This is a genomic window from Streptomyces sp. NRRL S-340 (assembly GCF_000720185.1).
Classification (GTDB): domain Bacteria; phylum Actinomycetota; class Actinomycetes; order Streptomycetales; family Streptomycetaceae; genus Streptomyces.
This window is the reverse complement of the sequence record NZ_JOIY01000049.1, coordinates 51,948-76,290: the sequence shown is the minus strand read 5'-3', so window position 1 is coordinate 76,290 and position 24,343 is coordinate 51,948. Positions and strand designations below refer to the sequence as shown.

20 protein-coding genes are annotated in these 24,343 nt (G+C 73.9%); 11 read left to right on the top strand and 9 right to left on the bottom strand.

What is annotated here, in order from left to right; translation table 11 throughout:
* Positions 1–500 precede the first annotated feature (500 nt).
* The gene (locus IG64_RS31225; RefSeq protein ID WP_051813535.1) at positions 501–1,481 is read right to left on the bottom strand and encodes a methyltransferase; all 981 of its coding nucleotides are present in this window, start codon (positions 1,479–1,481) and stop codon (positions 501–503) included.
* A 230-nt stretch (positions 1,482–1,711) separates the two neighbouring features.
* Between IG64_RS31225 and IG64_RS31220 the strand changes: the two genes are divergently transcribed.
* Entirely contained in the window at positions 1,712–1,936 is a 225-nt protein-coding gene (locus tag IG64_RS31220) for a hypothetical protein (RefSeq protein ID WP_037862261.1), read from the top strand.
* 41 nt (positions 1,937–1,977) lie between these two features.
* Here IG64_RS31220 and IG64_RS31215 read toward each other — a convergent pair whose 3' ends face one another.
* Positions 1,978–2,682, bottom strand: coding sequence for a TetR/AcrR family transcriptional regulator (locus tag IG64_RS31215; protein WP_037862260.1), 705 nt, complete (start codon positions 2,680–2,682; stop codon positions 1,978–1,980).
* Between the two features lie 77 nt (positions 2,683–2,759).
* On the opposite strand from IG64_RS31215, the gene IG64_RS31210 reads away from it, so the two are divergent.
* Positions 2,760–4,394, top strand: coding sequence for an MFS transporter (locus IG64_RS31210; RefSeq protein ID WP_051813534.1), 1,635 nt, complete (start codon positions 2,760–2,762; stop codon positions 4,392–4,394).
* A 197-nt stretch (positions 4,395–4,591) separates the two neighbouring features.
* On the opposite strand, the gene IG64_RS31205 is transcribed toward IG64_RS31210, so the two are convergent.
* The 6 genes from IG64_RS31205 to IG64_RS31185 all read right to left on the bottom strand — a co-directional run bounded on the left by IG64_RS31205 (position 4,592) and on the right by IG64_RS31185 (position 10,503).
* Entirely contained in the window at positions 4,592–5,455 is an 864-nt protein-coding gene (locus IG64_RS31205; protein ID WP_037862259.1) for a SagB family peptide dehydrogenase, read from the bottom strand.
* Positions 5,452–6,363 (bottom strand): hypothetical protein, encoded by a 912-nt coding sequence (locus IG64_RS31200; protein ID WP_037862258.1) that lies wholly within the window; start codon positions 6,361–6,363, stop codon positions 5,452–5,454. Before IG64_RS31200 ends, IG64_RS31205 begins: the two co-directional genes overlap by 4 nt.
* Positions 6,364–6,374: 11 nt before the next feature.
* Complete coding sequence (locus IG64_RS31195; protein WP_037862257.1) at positions 6,375–7,325, bottom strand: TOMM precursor leader peptide-binding protein; 951 nt, start codon at positions 7,323–7,325, stop codon at positions 6,375–6,377.
* A gap of 109 nt (positions 7,326–7,434) precedes the next feature.
* Positions 7,435–7,614 (bottom strand): hypothetical protein, encoded by a 180-nt coding sequence (locus IG64_RS41300; protein ID WP_158771689.1) that lies wholly within the window; start codon positions 7,612–7,614, stop codon positions 7,435–7,437.
* A gap of 139 nt (positions 7,615–7,753) precedes the next feature.
* Positions 7,754–9,232, bottom strand: a complete 1,479-nt coding sequence (locus tag IG64_RS31190; protein WP_037862255.1) for a YcaO-like family protein — start codon at positions 9,230–9,232, stop codon at positions 7,754–7,756.
* Positions 9,229–10,503 (bottom strand): cytochrome P450 family protein, encoded by a 1,275-nt coding sequence (locus IG64_RS31185; RefSeq protein WP_037862254.1) that lies wholly within the window; start codon positions 10,501–10,503, stop codon positions 9,229–9,231. The genes IG64_RS31190 and IG64_RS31185 overlap by 4 nt, the downstream gene beginning before the upstream one ends.
* A 565-nt stretch (positions 10,504–11,068) precedes the next feature.
* On the opposite strand from IG64_RS31185, the gene IG64_RS31180 reads away from it, so the two are divergent.
* The 8 genes from IG64_RS31180 (at position 11,069) to IG64_RS31145 (ending at position 21,374) form a co-directional block, all read left to right on the top strand.
* Positions 11,069–11,995 carry a SagB/ThcOx family dehydrogenase gene (locus IG64_RS31180; RefSeq protein ID WP_158771687.1) on the top strand — a complete coding sequence of 309 codons (927 nt, stop codon included), beginning with the start codon at positions 11,069–11,071 and terminating at the stop codon, positions 11,993–11,995.
* Positions 11,996–12,137: 142 nt separating this feature from the next.
* Complete coding sequence (locus tag IG64_RS31175; RefSeq protein ID WP_158771685.1) at positions 12,138–13,106, top strand: TOMM precursor leader peptide-binding protein; 969 nt, start codon at positions 12,138–12,140, stop codon at positions 13,104–13,106.
* Entirely contained in the window at positions 13,099–14,466 is a 1,368-nt protein-coding gene (locus IG64_RS31170; RefSeq protein WP_063758854.1) for a YcaO-like family protein, read from the top strand. The genes IG64_RS31175 and IG64_RS31170 overlap by 8 nt, the downstream gene beginning before the upstream one ends.
* Positions 14,441–15,229, top strand: a complete 789-nt coding sequence (locus tag IG64_RS31165; RefSeq protein ID WP_037862251.1) for a type II CAAX prenyl endopeptidase Rce1 family protein — start codon at positions 14,441–14,443, stop codon at positions 15,227–15,229. The genes IG64_RS31170 and IG64_RS31165 overlap by 26 nt, the downstream gene beginning before the upstream one ends.
* A complete protein-coding gene (locus IG64_RS31160; RefSeq protein ID WP_037862249.1) occupies positions 15,226–16,044 on the top strand; it encodes a hypothetical protein in 819 nt (272 codons plus the stop codon). The genes IG64_RS31165 and IG64_RS31160 overlap by 4 nt, the downstream gene beginning before the upstream one ends.
* 2 nt (positions 16,045–16,046) lie before the next feature.
* Complete coding sequence (locus IG64_RS31155; RefSeq protein ID WP_037862247.1) at positions 16,047–17,108, top strand: LLM class flavin-dependent oxidoreductase; 1,062 nt, start codon at positions 16,047–16,049, stop codon at positions 17,106–17,108.
* Complete coding sequence (locus tag IG64_RS31150) at positions 17,108–18,022, top strand: acyl-CoA thioester hydrolase/BAAT C-terminal domain-containing protein (protein WP_078884329.1); 915 nt, start codon at positions 17,108–17,110, stop codon at positions 18,020–18,022. The genes IG64_RS31155 and IG64_RS31150 overlap by 1 nt, the downstream gene beginning before the upstream one ends.
* A gap of 292 nt (positions 18,023–18,314) precedes the next feature.
* Positions 18,315–21,374, top strand: a complete 3,060-nt coding sequence (locus IG64_RS31145; protein WP_158771683.1) for an AfsR/SARP family transcriptional regulator — start codon at positions 18,315–18,317, stop codon at positions 21,372–21,374.
* A 128-nt stretch (positions 21,375–21,502) separates the two neighbouring features.
* On the opposite strand, the gene IG64_RS31140 is transcribed toward IG64_RS31145, so the two are convergent.
* Positions 21,503–22,126 carry a helix-turn-helix transcriptional regulator gene (locus tag IG64_RS31140; protein ID WP_037862243.1) on the bottom strand — a complete coding sequence of 208 codons (624 nt, stop codon included), beginning with the start codon at positions 22,124–22,126 and terminating at the stop codon, positions 21,503–21,505.
* A gap of 340 nt (positions 22,127–22,466) precedes the next feature.
* Between IG64_RS31140 and IG64_RS31135 the strand changes: the two genes are divergently transcribed.
* Positions 22,467–24,272, top strand: a complete 1,806-nt coding sequence (locus IG64_RS31135) for a bifunctional metallophosphatase/5'-nucleotidase (protein WP_051813532.1) — start codon at positions 22,467–22,469, stop codon at positions 24,270–24,272.
* Positions 24,273–24,343 lie beyond the last annotated feature (71 nt).

Genomic DNA, 24,343 nt, shown 5'->3' with positions numbered 1-24,343 from the left:
GGCAGGATGAGGCTGTCTGTGGGCAGAGGCCACCGACAGCTCGGGCAGAGCCGCGCCACGGCTTCGCCGAAGGGGACGTCGATCTGGTTCACGGAGGCGGCTGACCGCAGCGTGCGGCACTCGGGGCTTCCGTGGAGCTTGCCCTTGCCTGTCGCCGAGACGTGGCAGGTGATGAGGATGTCCCGGGTCGACCCCAGGGGAACCTCAGATGTGAAGTCACCGCCAGAACGGTGATCCTGGGGACCAGTTGGGGACCACCCGGTACGCGCCGTGGTGCACGATGCATGCTTCCATGCACAACTTTCGCGCGGATTGGGTCTGTTATGTCCAGAAAATATGCTTGACTCGTACTCCTGGGGGTCAAGGGGTCGCAGGTTCAAATCCTGTCGTCCCGACGGTGTGAAGGGTCTTCGCGGGCGAGAGTCCGCGAGGGCCCTTCTCGCGTAGGGGGGCGGCTGCCGCACCGGCCCTGCGTCCCACGAGACCCTGGCCCGCCGCCGTCACGCCAGGCGGGCTTCGATCACGTTCTGCGGCGGAGTGGTGGGCGTCACCGAGGTGAGTGCGAAGCCCGCTCGCTGGAGCAGTGCGTGCCACTCGGCGCGCGTGCGCTCGCGTCCGCCGTTGTTCGCCATCACCTCGATGTCGATGAACTTCGCCCAGTCGAACCGGTCGTCCTCGGCGACCACCGTCTCGATGAGGACCAGCCGCGCGTCCTCCCGGCCCCGCATCGCGGCGGCGACCTCCGCGAGCAGCTCGGCGCAGGCGTCGTCGCCGTAGCAGTGCAGCACGTTCTTGAGCACGTAGGCGTCGGCGTCGGCGGGGAGTTCACCGATCGGGCGGAAGGTGATCCGGGAGGCCAGAGTGCCGCCGGCGAGCCGGGCGCGCGCGGTGTCCAGGGCGTCGGGGCGGTCGATGAGGATCCCGCGGGCCTCGGGGAGCGCGGTGAGCAGCCCGGCGAGCAGCTCGCCGTTGCCGCCGCCGACGTCGGCGAGGACCCGGTAGCGGCTGAAGTCGTAGTCCTTCGTCACGTCTTCGGCGAGTTCCGCCGTCAGCGGGCCCCAGGCGCCCTGGTAGCGGCGCGCCAACTCGGGTGCCTGTGCCAGGTGTTCGAACAACGGGCGGCCGTGCACCCTGTCGAACGCGGGGCCGTTGCCCCGTACGGTGTCGGTGAGCGCGGCGAAGGAGGCCATCGTCGCCGGGTCGCCCATGAACAGGGCGAAGTCGCGCAGGCTGTTGGGCACGCCCGCGCGGAGCTTCTCGCCCACCTCCGTGGTGCGCCAGCCCCGGCCGTCGGGGTCGCGTGCCACCACGCCCAGACAGGCGGCGGCGCGCAGGATCCGCTCCAAGGCGCCGGCGTCGGCGCCGACCCGCGCGGCGAGCCCATGGGTGTCCAGGGGGCCGTCCGCGAGCGCCTCCGCGACATCGAGTTCGGCGAGCGCGATGATCGGCTGCGCCATCCACTTGCCCGCGACCAGGCTCATGAGCCTTACGTGCGGCGGGAGTTGGGGCTGATCGTATCCGGTCGACGGGGTCATGGAGTGCCTCCTGGGCGGCGGATTCGAGACGTTCGCACCGAGCCTGCTAACACTGTTCGCACATGATGCTAGCCTCGGTTCCACGAGCACGACAGACCCCTCTGGTCGGCATCGATCGGCAGCAGCGCGACACGGCGCCGGCTTGAGTTCGACACGGGTTCAGGTGGGGAGGAACCATGAGGTGGCCGTGGCAGGGCGATCCGGAGGAACGGGCCCGCCGTGACGTGGAGCAGCGCGAGCGCGACGAACTGCGGCGCCAGGCAGAGGAGTTGCGTGACGAGCGCCGCGCCGCCGAGGAGGCCGAACGCGACCGGGCGCAGCGCGAACGCCAGCAGGCCCGGGAGCAGGCCCGCGCACAGGCGCAGCAGGAACGGCGGCAGAACCGGCGATGGCGCCGATGACCCGCTGCCGCCGCGCATCGCCCGGTGCGCGGCGGGGCGGTTCACGCCGCGCCGGACTCCGCGATCCGCAGGGCCAGCCCGTCGAGCAGCAGGTCCAGTCCGTAGCGGAACCGCGCGTCCAGGCCCGGCTCGGCCAGGTACGGTGCCGCCTCGCGCACCCGCGGGAAGTCCTCGTCCGGGAAGTGTTCGAGCAGGTCACGGGTGGTCGTGAGGACCAGCTCCCGGCTCAGGCCCGCCGCGTTGGACGCGGACAGCGGCGCCTTCTCGTGCAGCACGAAGCCCTGCACGTGGACGACCACCAGGTACAGCACGTACGCCGAGTCGCGCTCGTTCAGGCCGGCGGTCCGCAGCGTCTGCAGCATCGGCTCCATCAGCCGCACCAGGTTCTTGCCGACGGCGAACCGGCCGGCCACGACGCGCTCGGCGTCCTTGTGGTCCAGGAGGAACGCGCGGTAGGTGGTGGCCACCCGGGTCAGGTACGAGCGCCAGTCGTCGTCCGGACCGTGCTCGACGGTCGGCTCGAAGTCGCCGAAGAGCGAGTCGGCCACCAGGTCGACCAGCTCCTCCTTGTTGTGCACGTGCCGGTACAGCGAGGCGGCCTGGGTGTCCAGGCGCTCGGCGAGCCGACGCATCGACAGGGACTCCAGGCCGTCGTCCTCGATCAGCTCCCGGGCGCAGCGCGTGATCGCCGCGGCCGACAGGGGCACGGCGCGACGGGCGGTGCCCCCGGGTGACCGGCGCGTCATCGCGATGACCTCATCCCGTTCCCACCGAGTGCCGGGCGCGCACGGCGCCCGGCCGACGCAGACGTATTGGAGTGATCATGCCCGCCGTTCATCCCGACCCCCGCAGCGTGAGCGCGCCCGCACCCGCGCCGGACACCGTCGGAGCCCCGCTGAGCCGCGGCCGCCGCACCGCGGCGCTGCTCGTGCTGTGCGTGTCCCTGTTCATGGCGATGCTCGACAATACCGTCGTCAACGTGGCGTTGCCCAGTCTGCAGCGGGAGCTGGACGCCGGCATCAGCGACCTGCAGTGGATCGTCGACGGCTACAGTCTCAGCCTCGCCGCGCTCATGCTGACGGCCGGCACGATCGGTGACCTCTTCGGGCGCCGCAAGGTGTTCCTGACCGGGCTGCTGCTGTTCGGGGCGGGCTCGGCGGTGTGCGCGCTGGCCGGTCATGTCGGGGTCCTCGTCGCGGGCCGGGTGCTGCAGGGCGCGGGGGCCGCCGCGTTCATGCCCGGCACGCTGTCGATCATCCGCCAAATCTACACCGACGAACGCGAACGGGCCGTGGCGATCGGCATCTGGGCCGGTGTCTCCGGGCTCGGCCTGGGCGTCGGCCCGATCGTCGGCGGACCCGTCGTCGACCACCTCGGGTGGGCGTGGGTCTTCTGGCTCAACGTGCCGGTCGCGCTGATCGGACTCGTCGGCGGCCTCCTGCTCGTCCCCGAGTCCGCCGACCGGGCCGGCCGCGGGCTCGACCCGGCCGGGCAGCTGCTCGGCGTGCTGGTGACCGGCGCGGCGGTGTACGCCACCATCGAGGGCCCGGTGCGCGGCTGGACCGACCCGTACGTCGTCGGCGGCTATGTGCTGGCCGCTGTCGCGCTGCCGCTGTTCGTGCTGGTGGAGCGCAAGGTGCGCAGCCCCATGCTCGACCTCGCCATGTTCCGCGACCGGTTGTTCACCGGCGCCCTGCTCAACGGCCTCTTCCTCTATCTCGGCATGTTCTCGGTGCTGTACTTCCTGAGCCTGTGGCTCCAGCAGGTGCTCGGCTGGTCGGCGACCGGCGCGGGTCTGGTCGTCATGCCCGCGATGGTGGTCGTGGCCGCCGTGACCCCGCTGGCGGGCTGGATCGCCGGGCGGTTCGGCGCCGGGTACCCGATGACGGCGGGGCTGCTGGTGTCGGCGTTCGCGATGGCGATGATGGCGCGGTTCGGCGCGGACGCCTCGTTCCGTTCGTACTGGTGGCTGCTGCCGGTGATCGGCCTGGGCATGGGGCTCGTGCTCACGCCCATCACGGCCACGGCGCTCGCCCGGGTGCCGGCCGAGCGGGCGGGGCTCGCGTCGGCCTCCAGCAACACCCTGCGGGAACTCGGCGGGGTCATCGGGGTGGCGGTCCTCGGCTCGGTGCTGACCGCGCAGATGAACCGCGACCTCGGCCACCGGCTCGCCTCGCTCGGTGTCCCGGCGGGCGAGCGCGCCGGTTACGTCGAACGGCTCGCAGGCGGCACCCGGCTGGGCGGGGCCGACCTGCCCGCGAAGGTGGCGCACGCGGCCGACCAGGCCTTCGTGCGGGGGCTGCACGTGGCGGAGTACAGCGGTGCCGGGGTGCTGCTGTTCGGCTGCCTGCTGTCGCTGGTGCTGGTGCGGCGCGGGCGCCTGGGGGAGAAGGCCGGCGAGGAGCGCACGGCGCCGTCCGCCGCCGGGCTCGGGGAGGGCGCCGGGGAGCGGGGGTGAGCGGTGTGCGGCGGCTCGCGCAGGCGGGCCGCCGGGCGGGCGTGAGGGGGGCGCGGCGGTCCGACGGGGGCCCGGGGCGGGTGTGAGCGGTGTGCGCGGGGGTGAGCGGTGCGGCAAGGCCCCCGCGGCCCTGGCGGGGGAGGTCAGGGCCGCGGGGGCGGATCGGGGGCCGGGCGGGGGGCCGCGGAGGGGCCCGGTCAGGCGCGCGTACCGACCGGCATGAGCAGCAGCGGGATGTCCTGCTTGCCGTCGAGGCCGAGGACGCCGCCGACACGGTCCGCGTCGAAGCCCGCCACCGCGCAGATGCGCAGGCCGAGCGAGGCGGCGCACAGATAGAGGTTCTCGCCGACGAACCCGGCGTCGAGGTGGGCGAAGCAGTAGGAGCGGTCCCCGTACTTCCACCGGCCGCGGGAGAGCGAACCGGCCAGGACGAGCACCGCGCCCGCGCTGTACATCCACTCGGTGTCCGGGCACGCCTCGACGACGAGACGGCGCATGTCGCCCCGGTTGAGCAGGCGCAGCGCGCCGCCGTCCTGCGGGGCGTACAGGTACGCGCCCGGCGCGACGCCCGTGACGTCGTTGACGATCACGTAGATGTCGGTGGACTGGACGCCGCCCGCGCTGGGGGCGTAACGGGTGGGGAACGAGGGGCTGTTGTACGCCGCGGTGGTGCCGCGGACGCCGTAGGAGTGGGCGAGCAGGCCGGCGACGTCCTCCAGGGAGAGCGGCCGGCCCGCGAAGTCGCGGCGGGAGGCGCGGGCCGCCAGTACGTCCTGCAACAGGTGGGTCAGCTTGGGCAGTTCGCCGGGAAAGGCCACTTCGGCCCGCCCGGCGCGCACCGGAAGCACCTGCGGGGCCGGCGCGGCGCGTGCGCTCACCTTGTCGGCCATGGTCTCCGGGGCGTTCAGCGCCCGGTGGGCCATGGACACGACGTCGAGAGCGGCGCGGTCGCCGGTGCGCTCGCGCTCCCGCAGTGCGGGGCGCAGCAGCGCGGCGACCGCTTCGCGGTCCCGTCGGGACAGGCCGGCCAGCAGGGTGTCGAGCTCGTCGGCGGTCGTCATCGGCTGCTTTCTGCGTCGGGTGTGTCAGGTGCGTCGGGTGTGTCGGGTGTGTCCGGGGTGCCGGACGCCTCCGGCAGGTGGGGCGCGCCGTCGGCACGGGGGGAGTGCTGTGCCGCACGGTCCGGCCACGGCAGCGGCACGACGGCCTGCACCGCGCGCTCCACCCCGTCGAGGCCGAGCAGCCGGTGCAGTCGGTCGTCGTAGAAGTCCAGGAGCACGGGCGGGGCCGCGCCGACCGCGTCGGCGACCGCGCGCGTCAGCCGGTCGGTGAGACGGCCCGCGGTGACCAGCAGCCTGCGGTAGCCGCGCGGCCCCTGCAGAGAGGTCAGGCGCGGGGCGACGCCCACCACGAAGAGCAGGGCCTCGGCCCGCGGGCCCCGGGAGGCGTGCGACGGCAGGAGGCAGTCCCGGATCGCGGCGACGGTCTCCTCGGGGTGCCGGGAGTCGGTGAACAGCCAGTCGCGGCCGGGGAACCAGCGGTAGAGCCTGCCGTGCAGCAGGAGCATCAGATCGGTTCCGTAGAGGAGTTCGTCGCCGTCCTCGCCGAGCGAGCCGGGCAGTTCCACGTTCCAGGCCGCGCGCAGGGCGGCCGCGGGCAGCACGGCGCCGCCCGCCTGTGCCTCCTGCGGGTCCCATTCGTCCTCGTGCGGGGCGAAGGCGCTGCCGTGGAACCACGTCATGACCTCGTGGAGACGGTCCTCGTCCAGCGGCGTGTTGTGCGCGCCGGTGGGGGACAGGGCGGAGTTGACGTGGAAGAACTCCGCCGGGTCGGGGGTGCGGGCGGTGAGCCGTTGCTGGTGTGCCGCGGACGGCGAGGGCCGCAGCACCAGCGTCTTGGCCGGGTCCGGCACCGGCGTCTCGTCCAGCGGTACGCCGCCCCGGCCGGTCGGGGGGAACGCGGTCTCCATGGTGGCTCCTGTCACAGGAACGGGTTGCGGTAGGGGGCGCGTTGCGGGCCGCAGGCCGGGCAGCGCGGCAGCCGCATCACGTCCTGGTAGTCGATCTCCATGCGCTCGAAGTCGAACCGCACGGCGCGGGCGGCGGTGATCCGTTCGCCGCCCGCCAGGTGTGCCAGGAGCGCCTCGACGGCGAGGCCGGAGACGATCTCCAGCTGGTGCGCCGGGGCGGCGGCGGTCGGGCCGTACGCGTCGGCGCCGTGCCGCAGCTCCAGGACGTGGCCGTTGAAGCCGACGGAGGAGTCGGTCAGCAGCTCGAACTCCAGGTGGCAGGCGCTCTCGCCGGGCACGTGGGTCGGGCCGACGACGCCCTCGCCGCCGTCGAAGTACACCGGCATCCAGGGCGTCTTGCCGCGCAGCGCCGTGTCGTTGAGGGCGTGCAGCAGCGTCGAGTCGGGCCGGTCGAGGGCCACGACGACGAAGCCCGCGCCGGCGAACAGCTCCTCGGGCACCTCGTCCGGTGCCGGGAGCGGTGCCTCGCGGACCGTGGCACCGGCCGCCGTGAGACCGGAGGCGGACAGTTGCCGCACGACGGTGGCGGCGAGCGCGCCGTCCCCCACGACCGTGACCGGAACGGACGGCTCCGGCGTACCCGCGGGGGCCGGGAACACCGTACGGAGATGGGTGTGGGCGGGGTCGGCGCCGGCCGGTACCACGATGCCCTTGCCGGCGAGGTGGGCGAGGACGGCGGGGATGTCGAGCCGCGCACCGGGCGCGTGCTCACGGGCCCATTCGGTGAGCGCCTGTGCGTCGGCCGGGGTGCGCAGCCGTTCGAGGAGGTCGGCGAGGACGCCGCCGCCCGCGTCGTCGCGCAGCAGCTCCGAGTGGATCGAGCGGCTGCCGCGGCTGATCAGCACCTCGTCGTCGGTGCGCCGCAGGAAACGCAGGTGGGGATTGAGCGTGTAGGAGGTCATGGGTGCCTTCTGCGGGGTGGGCGGCTGGGACCGGGGGCCGGAGGGGGCGTGCGGGATGCCGTGTCCGGCGTGGTCGTGCGGGCCCCGGGGAGGGGCCCGCACGGTGGTCTCACCGGCCGGCCGGGACCAGCTCCGCCTCGGTGGTGCGGACCGCGCTCATGCCGGTCGCCACGCCGCAGCAGCAGCAGCACAGGACGGAAGAGCAGCAGCAGGACGCGGCCAGCAGGGCCTGGCTCTCGGGGTTGGTGCTCCACTTCTCCGTGGGCACCTGAGCGGTGGAAAGGTTCATACGTACCTGACTCCCTCGTGTCGGTCTGACGGTCGGACAGGGAAACAGCGCGTGGATCACGCGCCCCCGGCCGGAAGGTCCCGGCCGGAGCTCGTGGGGCCGTCGCGCGCGCCGGCGCGGGCGACGCGGGCGACGCGGGTCAGGGGTAGGGCAGGGGCGGGGACGCCTGCGGCTCGCCGGTCAGCGGTGAGCGGTCCCCCAGCAGGTCGCGCACCCGGGCGAAGCGGGGATGGCCGAGCATCGGGCGGGACTGGAGGAAGGGCTGGGTCAGCTCGGGCGCGAACACCCGCATCAGCCGCAGGTGGGACAGCCCCTCGGGGGTGCGGTCGAGGACGACCGGGTCGATGCCGTGGCGTTCGAGCACGGTGCACAGCGCGGCGAGCCGTGCGGCGTCGGCGGGGCCCTCCCCGTGGCGCTGCGGCGCCGCGCCGAGGTCCGCGAGGGCGACCTCCTCGCCGCCGTGGCGGTGTGCGGCCAGCAGTCCGCGCAGCTCGCGGTTGCCGTAGTAGCCCATGGCCTGCACGTAGGTGAGCATGTCCGTGAGCGGCGCGTCGGGGGCCATGCCGAACTGGCGGGCGAACAGCTGGGAGACGGGGCGGTCGGGGGCGAGGAAGGAGGAGCGCAGAATGCGTTCGGACTGCCCGAACTCCCCGATGGCCTCCGCGAGCGCCGTCTCCGCGTCGAGGTCGGCGCCGGCGCCGGCGCAGAACGCGAACCGGTGCCGCCAGGGCTCCACGCGCAGCGCGGTGAAGACGGGGATCTCCGGGATGTCCAGGGAGTGGTGGAGCAGCTCCACCGGCTCGTTGTGCGTCGCCAGTTCCGCGAGCAGCGTGCGCAGGCGGTGGCTGCGCGGCGCGGTGGTGACGGTGACCCGGTCCGGCGGCACCCGCAGGTACCAGCGCAGGTTGGTCGCGTCGCGCTCGACCAGCTCGCGCACCCCGTGGTAGATCGCGGCCTCCCGGGTGACGTGGCTGCTGAGGCCGCCGGAGGAGGCGTAACCGATGGACGCCTCGCCGGGCTCCATCAGGTGGACCAGCTCCACCAGCTGGGTCGGCACCCACACCTCGTCGCCGGAGACCAGACGGCGGCCGCGGCTCCAGCTGACGGGCGTGGTGCGCGTGAACGGCTCGTAGAGGAAACCGGGGCGCGCGTACTGGGCGGCGGAGAACAGCGGTATGCGCTCCGGGGCCATGCACGGCACGCCCGCCCTGCGCAGCTCGTCGTACGTGCCGAAGCGCTGCTCCGTGTCGCCGGTGCCGCGCAGTGAGCCGATCACCCGCTCGACGGTCTCGCCGGCGCTGGAGGCGAACATGTCGAAGAGCGAGTAGCCCTTGCCGCCCGCGCTGATGCTGTCCTGGGTGCCGGGGTCGAGCGAGGGCACGCCGGTCAGCCGCCGCAGCAGCCGGTCGATGCTGCTGAACGAGGCGGTGGCGACGTTGCTGTGCAGCGGTCCGGGGCCGCCGAGTTCGGTGAAGACCTTGGTGATCGGGCCGCCGATCGGGTTGTACAGCGCGAGCAGTTCGCCCAGCGCCGCGTGCTCGTGGTCCGTCATGGTCGCGGGGAACGCCTCGTGGCCCCGGTTGACCCAGGTGGAGCGGAGGGCAGGGGCGGCGGTCACGGCGCGATCCCCCCGTCCGGGCCCGGCACGACGGGCAGTGCGGTCACGCCGCGCATCATCAGGTTGTCCCGCCAGGAGAGTTCCCCGGCCGGTACGGCGAGACGTATGCCGGGGAAGCGCCCGAAGAGGGCGGACAGGGCCACGCGGCTCTCCAGCCGGCCGACGGCGGCGCCCAGGCAGTGGTGGATGCCGTGGCTGAACGCCAGGTGCGGGCAGGAGGGACGGTCGAGCCGGAAGCTGTCGGGGTCGTCCACCACCTCGGGGTCGCGGCCCGCCGAGTTGAGCAGGGCCAGCACGGCGTCCCCGCGCCGCACCGGGGCGCCCGCCAGGTCGAAGTCCTGGTTGGCGAACCGCCACGTGGGCACCTTCACCGAGCCCTCCAGGCGCAGCGCCTCCTCGACCACCGCTTCCATCAGCTCCGGCTTCTCCCGCACCTGCCGGCGCTGCTCGGGGTGGGTGAGCAGGAGCAGGGCGGTGTTGCACACGAAGTAGGCGCTGGACTCGTAGCCGGAGAAGAACAAGTGGTAGACGACGTCGATGAGCCGGTGCGGGTCGAGTTCCTCCTCGCCCTCGCCCGACGCCAGCAGCCCCACCAGGCTGTCGCCGCCGCGCTCGCGGGCGCCGAGCACCCAGGGCACCAGGTGCTCGCCCAGCGCGTCGGCGGCCTCGGCGAAGGCGTCGCCCTCGTCGAGTTCGGCGCGGGAGAACGACCGCGCGCAGGCGAGGAACGGCTCCGTCATCTCCTCCGGCACGCCGAGCAGCCGGCACACCACGTCGACGGCGAGCGGCACGGCGTACTCGTCGAGCAGGTCGAAGCGGTCCCGGCCGGCGGCCGCGTCGAGGAGCGCCTCGGCCCGCCGGCGCACCGGCTCCTCCAGCGCGGCGGTGCGCCGCGGTGTCATCGCCCGGGACATCAGGCGCCGCATCGAGGTGTGCTCCGGCGGGTCGGTGCTCAGCAGGTGGCGGCCGAGCAGCGACACCTTCTCCTCGGGCCGGCCGCGGCCGATGGCCTCGCGTACGGGATCCGCGGCGACGGCCGGGTCGGTGCTCAGACGAGGGTCGCCCAGCATCGCCTTGACGTCCGCGTACCGGCTGACCACCCAGGGTTCGAGGCCCTCGCGGACGCGGACGCGCCGCACCGGCCCCTCGGCGCGCAGCCGCGCGTACGCAGGGTGCGGGTCGGCCGCCCATTCGGGGCCGAAGGGTGCTTCGGGAACGTCCGGGGAAGCGCCGGGGGCGTCCGCGTGCGAGGTGCGCGCGCTGGTCGTCATCTTTCTCCTTCCGGTGGGCGGCGGGGGCCGGCACCGTCAGCTATTCAATCTTTCCGACCACCGCTGCTAACACTGTTCATCGGTGCAGAATCCGATGCACCCAAGGCCCATTGTTCGGCCGCCGCGGACTGTGGTTGCCTGACGGCGGCCGGAGCGCCTCGCGGCTTTCCCGGCCGTGCATGGCAAGGGCTGAAACCAGGTCGGATGTATTTCGCCGGCCATATGGGAAGCCCTTGGCACTTTCCTTGGAAAGCCTTTACCGGGCATTCACCAACAGGAGGTCCCCATGAAGATCACGACCACCACCGCCAGCGAGAAGCGCGACGACCGCGAGGTCGTCGTGCCGGGTGCCTGCTCCTCCTGCTGTGGCGCCGTCGTGCGCCGCCGCGGCTGAGTCTCGGCCCCGTGATCGCCGGGCGGGGGCCGGCGGCCAGTGCCCCGGTCCCCGCCCGGGTCCGTCCGCCCGCGGCCGGACCGCAGGCCTGGGCGCAGGTCCGCGAGACGGCCCGGCGCACCTCGTAGGCCTTCTCGAAGAAGGATCGTCCGTGCTGAGGAAAGAGTGTCCGTGACCGACCCGGTTTCCGCCTCGCCCTCCCTCTCCCGCGCAGCCGTGCTGGCCACCGCGCGCCGCTCACGCGCCCCCGAGGCCGGTGGCACGGGGCTGCGTACGCACTCCTTCCGCGCGGACAACGCCGACGACCCCCGGCTGCCGCGCGTCGCCGAGGAGTTCCTCGTCGCCTCCCGCCTGCGGCGGTGGGACCGCCAGACACAGCTGTCGATCTCGGCGTACTCCTCCGACCCGCTGGCGATGTGCTGGGCCCACCAGGGCGCCGAGCAGGTGCCGGCCGAGGCGCTGACCGCCCTGCCGCCCTCGGCGCCGCTCACGGAGCCGCTGACCGAGGTGGTCGAACGCAGGCGCAGCGAACGGGACTTCGCCGCCGGGCCGCTCGCCGCCGGACAGCTGGCGGCGCTGCTGCGGCACGGCGCGGGCCGCACGGCCGACGCCGAGGTCCGCACCGCCGACGGCGTGCCGCTGACCGGGGCCTTCCACGCCGTGCCCAGCGCCGGCGGACTGCGCCCGGTCCAGGTGTGGGTGGCCGCCTCCCGGGTGGACGGCGTGCCGCCCGGCGTCCACCGCTACCTGCCGGAGCGCGACGCGCTCGCCGCGCACACCGGACCGGAGGGCCTGTCCGCGCTGCTCGACGCGCTGCAGGACGCCCCGGGCGGCCCGCACCCGCGGGACGCCGCCGCGGTGCTCCTGCTGGTCGCCCGCCCCTGGCGGTCCATGCGCAAGTACGGGCCGCGCGGCATGCGCTTCGTCTTCCACGAGTGCGGCGCCCTGTCACAGAACATCCACCTCGCGGTGACCGGAGCGCACCTGGCCGCCACCGACTTCTCCGGCTATTACGACGACGAGGCGAACGCTGCCCTCGGTATCGACGGAGTGCTGGAGACCCTGCTCCACACCATTCTTGTCGGCCTTCCCCTGTGATTCGTATCCGGTCCGCCATCCGGTCCGCACGACATTCGACCGAACGAACAACTCACCTTTACGGGCTGGAGGTTTCTCGGTGACGGGAAAGAATCCCCGAGTAAGCCAATCGGTCACGGTGATCGGGCACAGTCCGGACATCGTGGAGTTCCGAACGGGCATATGGAACATGGAGTCCCGCACCGTCACGGACGAGGGCGGCGGCGGGAAACTGCTCGCCCTCGTGACCGACCTGGACGGCACCGCGTCCCCCGCGGAACTCGCCGTGCGCCACGGTGTCACCCCCGCCGAGGTCGAGGCCCTGACCGGCCATCTCGCGGAGCTGGGAGTGCTGCGGGAGGGGCCCGGCAGCGCGCTCGACGCCTACCTCGACGACGTGTCCTCGCTCGGCCGGACCACACCGGCCGAGCACGCCACCCAGGTGCTGCTCCTGGGCGATCCGGAAGTGACCGCTCGTGTGCGCGACGCGCTCGGGGACGGGCACGGACTCCCCGTCGTGCGCCCCGGCTCGGACGACCCGCTGGTGCGCCGGCTCGCCGGCGTCGACCCGGCCGTCGTCCACGACGGGCTGCGACTGCGCGCGCTCGCCGACGAGTTCGAACCCTGGCGCGGCGCGTACGCGGTGCTGACCGCCACCGTGATCGACCCGCAGCGCTTCCAGGTGTTCAACCGGCTCGCCGCCCGGCTCGGCATCACCTGGCTGCACGGCGCCGTCGACGGACCGTACGTCTTCGCGGGCCCCACCGTGGTGCCGGGCCGCTCCGCCTGTTACGAGTGCTTCGAGACCCGCGTGGTGATGAACCTGCGCGAGAAGGCGTCCTACGTGCGCTACAAGGAGGCCCTGGCCCGCGGCGCCGTACGCCTGGGCACCCCGCCGGTGGCCGCGCCGGTCACCGCGCTGCTCGCCTCCCACCTGGCCCTGGAAGCCGTCAACTACCTGCACACCGGCACCGCGTTCACCGTGGAGAAGGTGCTGGGCATGCACCTTCCGACCATGGAGATCGCCTACAACGAGGTGCTGCCGCTGCCCGGTTGCGTCGGCTGCGGCACGGTGGCCGAACGCGACGACTCCCCGCTGTACTACGACCCGAGGGCGTGGCTCGATGTCTGAGCCGTCGTCCGTGCCGCTCGCGCCGAACGTCCGGCAGGACGAGATGCAGCGCGCCGAGGCGCTCCGCCGCCGTGTGCACGGCGGACTGTGCGGCATCGTCCCGGTGCTCGACCACCTCACCCGCAGCCGCAGCGACCCGCGCATGCTCATCGCGAGCGCCGACCTCACCGGCGTACACCTGCTCCAGGACCTGCCCGCGCCGAAGGCCGGCAGTTTCCACCTCGGCGGCTTCGGCACGGAGCCGTTCGAGGCGCGGATCCGGGTGCTCGCCGAGTCCCTCGAACGCTACGCCTGCAACGTCGCCCCCCTGGAGGGCCGCTTCCCCGTGCGGTACGCCAGCCACCGGGAGCTGACCGCGGCCGGGGAACGGGTCCCGACCGAGGAGCAGTTGACGCTCTTCACCCCGGCGCAGCACCGGGCGAAGGGCTTCCTCTTCGACCGGTTCGACCCGGACGCCGAGATGGGCTGGGTCCGGCTCCCCTCACTGCTGGGGCGGTTCAGCGGGCTGATCCCCGCCCAGTGGTACTTCCTCGGCTACGTGCCGCGCGACGACGAACCCTGGCTGGCGCCCGCCGTCACCACCGGCGCCGCCGCGCACACCGATCCCGACGCGGCGCTGGCCGCCGCGCTCTCGGAGGCCGTGCAGATCGACTCGGCCATCGGTCACTGGCACGGCACCCGGCCCAGCGTGCGCATCCGCGGCGACCGGCGCACCCGGATCGTCGACGACCTGGTGCGCGAGGTCTTCCCGCGCGGTGATCTCCCGCCCGAGTTCCACCTGCTGACCAACCCCGACCTGCCCGGCTTCACGGTGGCCTGCCTGCTGCGGCGCCCCCCGGGCCTCGTGCCGCAGATCGCGGTCGGCCTCGGCAGCGGCACCAGGCTGGCCGACACGATGTACCGGGCGCTGCTGGAGGCGGCCGGCGTGCGGTGGCTGGCCGGATGGCTCGCGGTGGAGAAGCGCATCGACCACGGCCCCGGTGCGGCGGAGGAGGCCCCGGAGGACTTCTACGACCTGGAGGCCAACGTCGGCAGTTACGCGGCGGCCGGGGGCGCCAAGGAGGTCGAGGACCGCTTCGCCGCCTGCGAGGAGGCCGCCGCGAGCGATCTGCCGGCTGACGACACCCGGCCGCGCCGCGAGCAGATCGCCGCGCTCGTCGACGCCTACCGCGCCAGTGGCAAGGACCTGTACTTCGCCGACCTGACCACCGCAGACGTCCGCGCGCTGGGATTCACCGTGGTGCGGGTGTTCTCGACCGGCACCCTGGTGCTGCCGCTGCCGGCCGCGCCACCGGCCGCCCACCCCCGGTTCGCCGCCTACGGAGGCTTCCACGGTGCTGCCCCTCACCCTTACCCCTGAGCTGCGGCTCTACCTGCTCACCGGCCTCGCGCTGTGCGCACTCGCGACGCTGAACCTGGCGGGAGCCGTGCACAACCGCTACCTGGACGACCGGGGTACGCCGATGCTCCCGGTCTACGTCGCCCTCGGCGCGGCGGTCACGGCGGGCGGGCTGCTGGTCCAGGGACCCGCCGTGCTGTGGCGCGCGGCGCCGTCCCTGCCGCCGCCGTGGCGGGTGGCCGCGGCGGTCGCCGCGGGCGGCGCGGTGGCGCTCGTGGCGACGGCCGGCGACCGGGCGGTGCTGCGGGCGCTGGGACGGTCGCGCGCCACGGGGCGCGAAGGACCCGGGCGAGGAGGCCGCGGGCCCGGCGCCGTGCCGGGCCGGGAGGCCGTCGCCGCGCCGTCCCGGCAGGAACGTGACGGGGCGTGGCGGCCCAGCGCGAAGGACCGGCGGCTGCCGACCGGCCCGGCGTGGACGCTGTCCGCCGCCGTGGTGGAGGAGACGGTGTTCCGCGGCGTCTGGTACGACGTGGCGCTGCGCGCCCACGCCCCGCTGCTGCGCCTGGCGGCACTGGCCCTGGGCGTGCTGGCCTTCGGCCTGGCCCACCTGTTCTTCGGCTGGAACCAGGTGCTGGCGAAGCTCCCCCTGTCGCTGGCGGCCACCGTGGCGGTGGCCGCGACCGGCACCGTGCTCGCGCCGGTACTCGGCCACGTGCTGTTCAACCTGCGCGCCTGGCTGCACCACCGCGCCGTGTCGCGGGCGAGGACGGAGGGCGCACGGTGACCGCCGGCGCCGTACCGCCGCTGCTGGTCCTCGCCTGCTGGGCGGTCCCGGCCGTCCGCGCGGGCCTGGCCGGCCGCTCAGGTGCGGCGGGCCGCTCGGGTTCGGCCGGCAGCCCGGGTACGGCGGGCCGCGCGGACACACGCTCGCCGGCCGCGCAGTGGGCCGCGCGGTTCGCTCCGCCGCTGGCGGCGCTCGCGCTGACCGGCGCGTGGTGGGCGCTCACCTCGCCGCGGGACGCCGGCGACCCGTTCCGCCTCTGCGGCCGGTCCTGGCAGCTGCTGCCCGCCGGGCTGCTCGTCGGTGCCGGGGAGTTGGCCTGCGCCGCCCTGCTGTGCGGCACGCTCGGCGAACTCGCCGCCGTCCGGCGGGACACCGGCGCACAGCCCTCCGTCTCACAGTGGGCCGCCCTGCAACGCAGCGCCTGGATGCGGCACGCGTCCGCGCTCCCCGGCGCCGGAGCCTGGCCGCCTCTCGTACCGCTCGCGCTCGGCCTGCTCGCGGCCTGGGCCGAGCAGGCCGCCGTGTTCGGGGTCGCGGTGGCCACCGCCCTGGACCGGGCGGGCCCGGTGGCCGGCTGGGGCTGCGCCCTGCTGCTGGCGGCACTGGGCTGCCGCGGCCCGCACGCGCGGCGCTCCCCGCGCGTCGCCCCCGCCGCGACACTCCTCACCACCGCGGTCGACACGGCCCTGTTCCAGGCCGTCGCGCTCGTCCTGCCGCTGGCGGGCGCGCGGTGGACCTTCCTGCTCCTGGCCCGTTCGCGGCGGGAACCCTCGTCGACCGGACGAACGGCCGGCGTCACTACCATCGGAGGCTGACCATGAAGCACGGCATCTCGTTGCTGCCCGACTGCCGACCCGCGGTCCGCTCGGCGCGCGACTACTTCCGGGACGTGCTGACGCTCTCGCGCATCGCCGAGGACGAGGGCCTGCACTACGTGAAGATGACCGAGCACTACCTGCGCGACTACGGCGGCTACTGCCCCGACCCGCTCGGCTTCCTGTCCGCCGTCGCCGCGCGCACCAGCACCATCCGGCTGATGACCGGCGCGATCCAGGCGTCCTTCCACCACCCGGTCCAGATCGCCGCCCAGACCGCCATGGTCGACGCCATCAGCGGGGGCCGCCTCGACGTCGGCTACGCCCGTGCCTGGCTGCCCTACGAGTTCGAGGCGTTCGGCATCCCGATGGACGAGTCGCGGGCCCGCTTCCAGGCGACGGTCACCGCCGTACGCAGGCTGTGGACCGAGGAGTCGGTGGACGAGGAGAACCCGTACTTCGCCTTCCGCCGCGCCACCAGCCTGCCGCGCCCCGAGCAGCGCCCGCACCCTCCGGTGTGGGTGGCCGCGGTGCGCTCGCGGCAGAGCTTCGCCTGGATCGGCGAGCAGGGCTTCGGACTGCTCGTGACGCCGCCGCCGCACAAGGAAGCCCTGGCCGGCACCCGGGAGATGGTCGAGGTCTACCTGGAGACCTTCCGCTCGACGCACGGACCGGACGCCCGGCCGCGGGTCGCCGTCAGCGTCCCGCTGTTCGTCGCCGAGACCGACGAGGAGGCCTACCGCGTGGCCGATCCGCTGCTGCGCGAGTACCTCACGGTGTGGGCGGAGTCCGCGGAGGACTGGAGCGGCACCACGTCCAAGGACTACCCGACGTACGAGGCGATGGGCCAGGTGCTGCGCACCATGCGCATCGACGACTTCCGCAGCGTGGGCACGGCGGTCGTCGGCTCCCCGGAACAGGTGCTGGAACGGGCGCAGCACCTCTCGTCCCAGCTGCACGCCGACACAATGCTGTGGCAGGTGGACTTCGGCGGCCAGACGCTGGCGACGATGGAGCCCAGCCTCCGGATGTTCGCCTCGCAGGTCATGCCGAAGCTCGCCTGATGTCCGGGGGAGCGGGAGCGGAGGAGCGGGCCCGGGGCGCGGCGCCGGGAAGCCTCACCACCCTGCCCGTCACCGAGCCGTGGGAGGGCGTGCTCGTCGAGCCGGAGGGCGGCTGGGACAGGGCCGTCCTGGTGCTCGGCGGCTCGGGCGGCGAGATCGCCGAGGAGCGGTGCCGGCTGCTGGCCGCCGAGGGGCTGGCGGCGCTGTCCGTCCGCTGGTTCGGCGGGCCCGGCCAGCCGCCGGGCATCTGCGAGGTCGACCTGGAGACCTTCACCGCCGCCGTGGACCTGCTGGCCGGGCGCGGCGCGCGGCGGGTGAGCGTGCTGGGCGAGTCGAAGGGCGCGGAGGCGGCGCTGCTGCTCGCGGTGCACGATCCGCGGGTGGCGGCGGTGGTGGCGCTCTCGCCGACCTCGGTGGTGTGGGCGAACCTCGGCCCCGGCACGGACGGCCGCGCGTACCCCTTCCGCTCCTCCTGGCGTCACGGCGGTACGCCGCTGGCGTTCACCCCCTACGACACGGCGTATCTGCCGCAGCCGGGCGGGCCGGGACCCGCGGCCTTCCGGGCGCTGTACGAGCACAGCACGCGGACGTTCGCGGAGCGGGCGGCCGCCGCGGCGATCCCGGTGGAGCGGACGGCGGCGCGGGTGGTGCTGGTGGCGGGCGGGGCGGACGCGATGTGGCCGTCGCTGACGTACGCGGGGGAGCTTCAGCGCAGGCTGCGCGCGCACGGACGTGAGGCCACGGTGGTCGGTGCCCCCCGGGCCGGCCACCATCCGCTGCTGCCGGGCGAGCCGGCCCTGGCGGGGGATCCGCTCTACGCGCTGGGCGGGGACCCCGTGTCCGACGCGGCGCTCGGCACGGCCGCCTGGCCGCACATCCTGTCGGCGGTGAAGGGGACGGAACCGATCGCCTGAGCGGGGCCCGGCGCATCACGTGAGCGGGACCGAGCGGATCACCCGGAAGGAGGCGGCTGCCGCATCGTACGGAGTGCACGCACCACCCGGATCGCGCGGAACAGGGGGATCAAGTGACCGGCCTGGTAGGGTAGTTCCTGCTAACAGTGGTAGCACCTCTTCCTGGCAGGTGCACGACCGGCATCGCCAGGGCGTGAGGCTCGCGCGTGACCGGCGCGGGCCTGCTCACGGTAAGAGCGGACGCCTGGTTGCGGCGCCATCGTCCGTTCGTACGCGACGATGGGGGATGCGCGTGGCCTACCAGCTCAGGGATGCTCAGGCGGCGACCGGCGCGAGCGGGATCGCGGCCGCCACGGCACATGCGCCGGCGGCAGGGGTACGGATCGGCGTCCTGGGCTCCCTCACCGTCGAGGTCGACGGGGTCCGGCACAGCTCCGGGCCGCCCTTGCGGCAGGCGGTGCTCGTCCGCCTCGCCAGCCCCTGCGGCAGCGTGGTCTCCAAGGAACAGCTGATGGACGCGGTGTGGGGCGAGGAGCTGCCCGGCAACGCGAGCGGCAACCTGCACACGTACATCGCGGCCCTCCGCAAGCAGTTGGACCCCGGGCACAAGCAGCGTGCCACCGACGGCGTGCTGGCCACGGTCGCCGGGGGCTACTGCCTGCGGCTGCCGCCCGCGCACCTGGACAGCACCGGGTTCCTCGACCTGTGCGCGCTGGCCAGGTCCCTCCGCGACCGCGATCCCGACGCCGCCGCCAGGCAGTTCCGCGCGGCGCTCGACCTGTGGCGCGGCACCCCGCTCCAGGGTGTGCCGGGGCCGTTCGCGCAGGCGGAGCGGGAACGGCTGACCGCGCTGCGGCTGTCGGCCGTCGAGGACTACGCGCGGCTGATGACGGGCCTGGATCGCACCGACATCGTTGTCCAGGAGCTGACGCAGGTCATACGCGACCACCCGTTGCGCGAGTCCGCGCACGCCCTGATGATGACCGCACTCGAACGCGGCGGCCAGCGCGACGAGGCCATGCGCCTCTACGAACGCCTCGACCGCCGGCTGCGCGCGGAGCTGGCGGTGCGGCCCGGGGCCCGGCTGCGCGAGCTGTACCGGCAGCTGCGCGAGGGCAGCGCGTTACGGGTGCCCGGGCCGGGCGGCGCCAGGGCGCCCGGCGCACCTGCCGCGCCCGCGGCCTTCGGCGGACCGGCCGGACCGGTGGCGCCCGGCGTGTCCACGGCACCGGCGGCGGTGCCGGCCGCACCCGGTGAACGCGCCGCACCTCACCGCTCCGCCACACCCGCCGCCCCGCCCCCCGGAGCCCCCGCGCACGCACCGGCGGCCGGCTCCGGCCACGGGGCCGACATGCGCCAGCTGCCGCCGCGAGCGGGGCGGTTCGTCGGACGGCACAGAGAACTGGCGCGGCTCGGGGAGGTGTTGACGGCGGCCGGGGAGGGGCCGCGGCTGTGTCTCGTGACGGGCAGCGCCGGTACGGGCAAGACGACGCTGGCGATGGAATGGGCGCACCGGAACCTCGAGAAGTTCCCCGACGGCTGTCTCCACGTCGAACTGCGGGGCTTCCACCCCGGTGCGCCGCCGCTCAGTGCGGGCGAGGCGCTCTACGACTTCCTCGTGGCGCTCGGCGTCGCCCCGGACCGGATACCGCTCACCGGCACCGCCCGGTCCGCTCTGTTCCGGTCCCTGACCAAGGACCGCAGGCTCCTCGTGCTGCTGGACGACGCGCACTCCACCGAGCAGGTGCTGCCGCTGCTGCCGACCGGGGCGGGCTGCGCCACACTCGTCACCAGCCGCCGCCGCCTCGACACCCTGGTGGTGCGCAACGGCGCACACGCCCTCTTCCTCGGACCGATGAGCCACGAAGGGGCCCGCGAGCTTCTGGACGCCTGCGCGGGCGTCGGCCGCACGCGCCCGGAACCCACCGCGGCGGACGAACTCGTGCGGTACTGTGCCGGGTTGCCGCTCGCGGTCGCCGTCATCGGCAACCGCGTGGTCAGCAGCCCCGGGATGCCGCTGAGCGAACTGCTGGAGCGGGTGCGGGCCGGCGGCAACCGGCTCGACGTGCTCTCCTCCGGCGTGCCGGACACCGGCGTCGACCTGCGCACCGTCTTCCGCGCCTCCGTCGAGGAGCTGTCGCCGCGGGCGCGGGAAGCCTTCCGCCTGCTGGGCCTGTTCCCCGGCACACACATCGACCTCCGGGCGGCCGGCGCCCTGCTGAACCGTTCCGCCCGCGAGTCGGCCGCGATCCTCGCCGAGCTGACCGCGAACACCCTGCTCACCGAGGCCGGCCCGGACCGTTACCGGTTCCACGACCTGCTGGGGGAGTTCGCCCGCGAGGAGGCCGAGGCGCTGCTCACCGAGGAGGAACTCGCCGGGGCCCGCCTGCGCCTGCTGCGCTGGACACTGCACGCGGTAGGCGAGGCGAGCGCGCTGATCGCGCCGCGCCCGGTGCGGGACCTCCTGCCCGCGCAGCCCACCCCCTGGTCCGCCGGCGGCCCCACCGACCGGCGCGGCGCCGTGCGCTGGCTCACCGCCCACCAGCACAGCCTGGTGGCCATCAGCGAACTGGCGCTGAACTGCGGCCAGTACGACCTGGCCTGGCGCATCCCGGTGGCCCTGACCTCCTGGTTCTACCTGCACAAGAACTGGTCCCTGTGGCTGCGTTCGCTCCGGGTGGGCGCCTCGGCGGCGCGCCGGGCGCAGTCCCGCGAGGGGCAGGCACAGATCCGGGCCGCCTCCGGCCTCGCCCACCTGTACCTGCGCCACTACCGCCGCGCGCGCAAACAACTGGTCCGCGCGGCGGCGGAGTTCCAGCGGACGGGCGAGGACTGGCAACTGGGCACCGTCCTCGTGCCGCTCGGCGACCTGTACCTGCGGACCGGACGCCCGGCCCAGGCCGCGCACGCCTACGAGACGGCCCGCCGCGCCTATCAGCGGGCCGACGACCACTGGGGCACCGCCTGGGCCCTCAGCGCGCTGGGCCGCGCCCTGATGGCGGCCGGGAGCCCGGGCCGTGCGACCGACGCGCTGCAACGCGCGATGGGCCACTGGCACAAGTCCGGCTACCCGCGCGGCGAGGCGGACGCCATGATGCACCTCGGCCAGGTGTACCTGACCCGGGGCAGCGTCCGGGACGCCGAGCGCTACCTGCACCGGGCCGACGCCCTGTACCAGAGCCTGGGCGACGGTTACCGGCACGCGCAGGCGCTGGTCTGGATCGGCAGGCTGCGCGCGGCCACCGACGACCGGGCGGGCGCCCGCGAGGCGTGGCGGTCCGCCCAGGAGGTCTTCGAGGGGCTCGGCGCCCCCGGGGGCGCCGAATGCAGCCGCCTGCTGAGCGACTGCTGAGGGCTCCTCGCCGAGGCCCGCCGACGCGGCTCCCGACCGGGGCCCACCGGGCAGGGAGGGCCGCCGGGCGGGACGGCCGGCAGGGAGGCCCACGGGCGGGAAGGCCCGGGCAGGCACGCGGGGCGGGGTCAGATCAGCCCCTCCCGGAGCGCCCGGGCCACCGCCTGCGCGCGGTTGCGGGCCCCCAGATGTGAAATGACGGAGCGCACCGAGTTCTTCACGGTGCGCTCCGAATAAGCGAGCTTGACGGCGATCTCGCTCGTACAGAGCCCCTCCGAGACCAGCCGCAGCACTTCGATGTCGCGCGGGTTCAGCCCCATGAGGGTCTGGCCCGCCGGTTCCAGCACCTTCTCCTGGAGCTGGCCGAGCTGAACCACCAGGGACCCCTGGAGCGACGGCGGGAAGATCCCCTCGCCGTTGTGCGCGCAGTGCACGGCGCGGTCGATGAGCGGGCCGTCGGTCTCCGCCCGGCTCAGTACCCCGTGGATGCGGCAGGTGACCAGGTTGTGCAGGCAGATGGCCGGTATCTCCCCGACCACCAGGACGTGCTTCGCGCGGCACCGCTCCGCCTGCTCACGCAGCCGGCTCAGCTCCGTGCCGGTCACCGCGTGCGAGGCGTACACGACGACGTCCGCGTCGGCCGCCGAGCCGACCAGGGACACCGACCCGGGTTCCAGCTCCCGGAGCATCGCCCTCAACCCGGTGGCGGACAGGGTGTCGGACGCCTGCGGGTGCACAAGTACGGCGGACATAACTCTCCCGACGGCCGAGCAGCGTTCGTGTCGGACCATTGTTTCCGCCCGCTCTGAAGACGCTCTGTACGCCGTCTCAATGCGCCCCGCACCAGCCCTCTCGCCCGCCGCCGGGCCGCCGGTCCGCAGACCCGCCGGCAGTCCGGCCGACCGCCCCGCCGGCCGTGGAACTGCGCGCCGGGGCGGTGACGGCGCCGCTCGCCGGCCCCCGGGGAGTGGCGTGTCCTGAGCGGGAAGCCCGGTGCAACCTGTTCGTGATCAGTGACCCCCTGTTGCGCTACGCGCGTTGAACATAGGCTCCGCACAGCCTGAACAGCCTCGTACTCACACAGGGGAGCCCATGACCCACCCGATCCGGCCAAGACGCCGCGCCCACCGGATACTCGGAGCCGTGGCGGCTCTGGTCACGGCCGGTGCGCTGAGCGCGGCGGCCGCGCCCGCGAACGGCGCGCCGGCAGCCCACCGCCACGGGCACGGCGGGCCTGCGGTCGACGTCCAGTTGCTGTCGTTCAACGACTTCCACGGGAACCTGGAGCCGCCCGCCGGTTCCTCCGGGCAGGTCACCGAGACCGAGCCGGACGGGACGACGAAGAAGATCGACGCGGGCGGCGTCGAGTACCTGGCGTCCTCGCTGCGTACGGCGCGCAAGGGCCACCCGTACAGCGTCACGGCCGCGGCCGGTGACCTGATCGGTGCGAGCCCGCTCCTGTCGGGTCTGTTCCACGACGAGCCGACCGTCGAGGCGATGAACAAGCTCGGCCTGGACGTGACGAGCGTCGGCAACCACGAGTTCGACGAGGGCGCGACCGAACTCGCCCGCATGCAGAACGGCGGCTGCCACCCCAAGGACGGCTGCTACGAGCCCGGCCGGACCTTCGGGGGCGCCGACTACCCGTATCTCGCCGCCAACGTGACGGACGAGAAGACCGGCAAGCCGATCCTCAAGCCCTACTGGGTGTGGAAGCACAACGGCGTCAAGATCGGCTTCATCGGCGTGACGCTGGAGGGCACGCCGGACATCGTCACCGCCGAGGGCGTCAAGGGACTGAAGTTCCACGACGAGGTCGCAACCGTCAACAAGTACGCCGACATCCTCGACAGACAGGGCGTCAAGTCAATCGTCGCGCTCATCCACGAGGGCGGCCGGCCCGCCTCCGCCTCGTACGACTACGACTGCGACTCCCCGGGCGCCGGCGACGGCATCTCCGGACCGATCGTCGACATCGCCGAGAACATCACGCCCAAGGTCGACGCCCTGGTCACCGGTCACACGCACCAGGCGTACGTGTGCACGATCCCCGACCCGTCGGGCCGGCCGCGCATGGTCACCTCGGCGTCCTCGTACGGCAAGCTGTACACCGACACCACGCTGACCTACGACCGCCGCACGCAGGACATCGTCCGTACCAGCGTGAAGTCCGCGAACCACGTGGTGAGCCGTACCCAGCCGAAGGCCGCCGACATGACGGCACTCATCTCGCGCTGGAACGCGCTGGCCGCGCCGGTGGCCGACCGGCCCGTCGGCTACATCTCCGGCGACATCGACGGACGCGGGGCGACCACTCCCGAATCCCCGCTCGGCGACCTGATCGCGGACGCCCAGCTCGCGCACGCCAAGTCGCTCGACCCCAAGGCCGCGTTGGCGCTGATGAACCCCGGCGGCATCCGCTCCGACCTGGTCTACAAGGCCAGCGGAAGCGAGGGCGACGGCGTCGTGACGTACGGCGAGGCCTTCACGGTCCAGCCGTTCAGCAACACGGTCAACCTGGTCGACCTCACGGGCGCTCAGCTGGTCACCGCTCTGCAGCAGCAGGTCAGCGGCCCGAACGAGGCCTCACCGAAGATCCTTCAGGTCTCGCGGGGACTGACCTACACCCTGGACCTCACCCGGTCGGGCGCGGCCCGCGTCGTCGCCGGCTCCGTCCGGCTGAACGGGACGCCGATCGACCCGGCCGCCACGTACCGGGTGGCCATGAACTCCTTCCTCGCGGGCGGCGGCGACGGCTTCACCGAACTCGGCAAGGGCAACAACCCGCTGGTCGGCGCGGACGACCTGAAGGCGTTCAACGACTACCTGACGGCCAACTCCTCGGCGGCGGCGCCCATCGAGCCGCCGGCCGCCGACCGGATCACCGTCCTGCGGTAGCGACGTCCGAGGGCAGGGAGCGGGGCGGCCGGGGGCACGGTGCCGCACTGCCTGCGTGCCCCCGGCTCACG

Coding starts and splice junctions, on each gene's coding strand:
- IG64_RS31185 (WP_037862254.1), bottom strand. CDS start 10,503: ATGACGACCAGCGCGCGCACCTCGCACGCGGACGCCCCCGGCGCTTCC.
- IG64_RS31220 (WP_037862261.1), top strand. CDS start 1,712: ATGAGGTGGCCGTGGCAGGGCGATCCGGAGGAACGGGCCCGCCGTGAC.
- IG64_RS31225 (WP_051813535.1), bottom strand. CDS start 1,481: ATGAGCCTGGTCGCGGGCAAGTGGATGGCGCAGCCGATCATCGCGCTC.
- IG64_RS41300 (WP_158771689.1), bottom strand. CDS start 7,614: ATGAACCTTTCCACCGCTCAGGTGCCCACGGAGAAGTGGAGCACCAAC.
- IG64_RS31215 (WP_037862260.1), bottom strand. CDS start 2,682: ATGACGCGCCGGTCACCCGGGGGCACCGCCCGTCGCGCCGTGCCCCTG.
- IG64_RS31150 (WP_078884329.1), top strand. CDS start 17,108: ATGTCCGGGGGAGCGGGAGCGGAGGAGCGGGCCCGGGGCGCGGCGCCG.
- IG64_RS31155 (WP_037862247.1), top strand. CDS start 16,047: ATGAAGCACGGCATCTCGTTGCTGCCCGACTGCCGACCCGCGGTCCGC.
- IG64_RS31205 (WP_037862259.1), bottom strand. CDS start 5,455: ATGACGACCGCCGACGAGCTCGACACCCTGCTGGCCGGCCTGTCCCGA.
- IG64_RS31140 (WP_037862243.1), bottom strand. CDS start 22,126: ATGTCCGCCGTACTTGTGCACCCGCAGGCGTCCGACACCCTGTCCGCC.
- IG64_RS31200 (WP_037862258.1), bottom strand. CDS start 6,363: ATGGAGACCGCGTTCCCCCCGACCGGCCGGGGCGGCGTACCGCTGGAC.
- IG64_RS31135 (WP_051813532.1), top strand. CDS start 22,467: ATGACCCACCCGATCCGGCCAAGACGCCGCGCCCACCGGATACTCGGA.
- IG64_RS31195 (WP_037862257.1), bottom strand. CDS start 7,325: ATGACCTCCTACACGCTCAATCCCCACCTGCGTTTCCTGCGGCGCACC.
- IG64_RS31170 (WP_063758854.1), top strand. CDS start 13,099: ATGTCTGAGCCGTCGTCCGTGCCGCTCGCGCCGAACGTCCGGCAGGAC.
- IG64_RS31210 (WP_051813534.1), top strand. CDS start 2,760: ATGCCCGCCGTTCATCCCGACCCCCGCAGCGTGAGCGCGCCCGCACCC.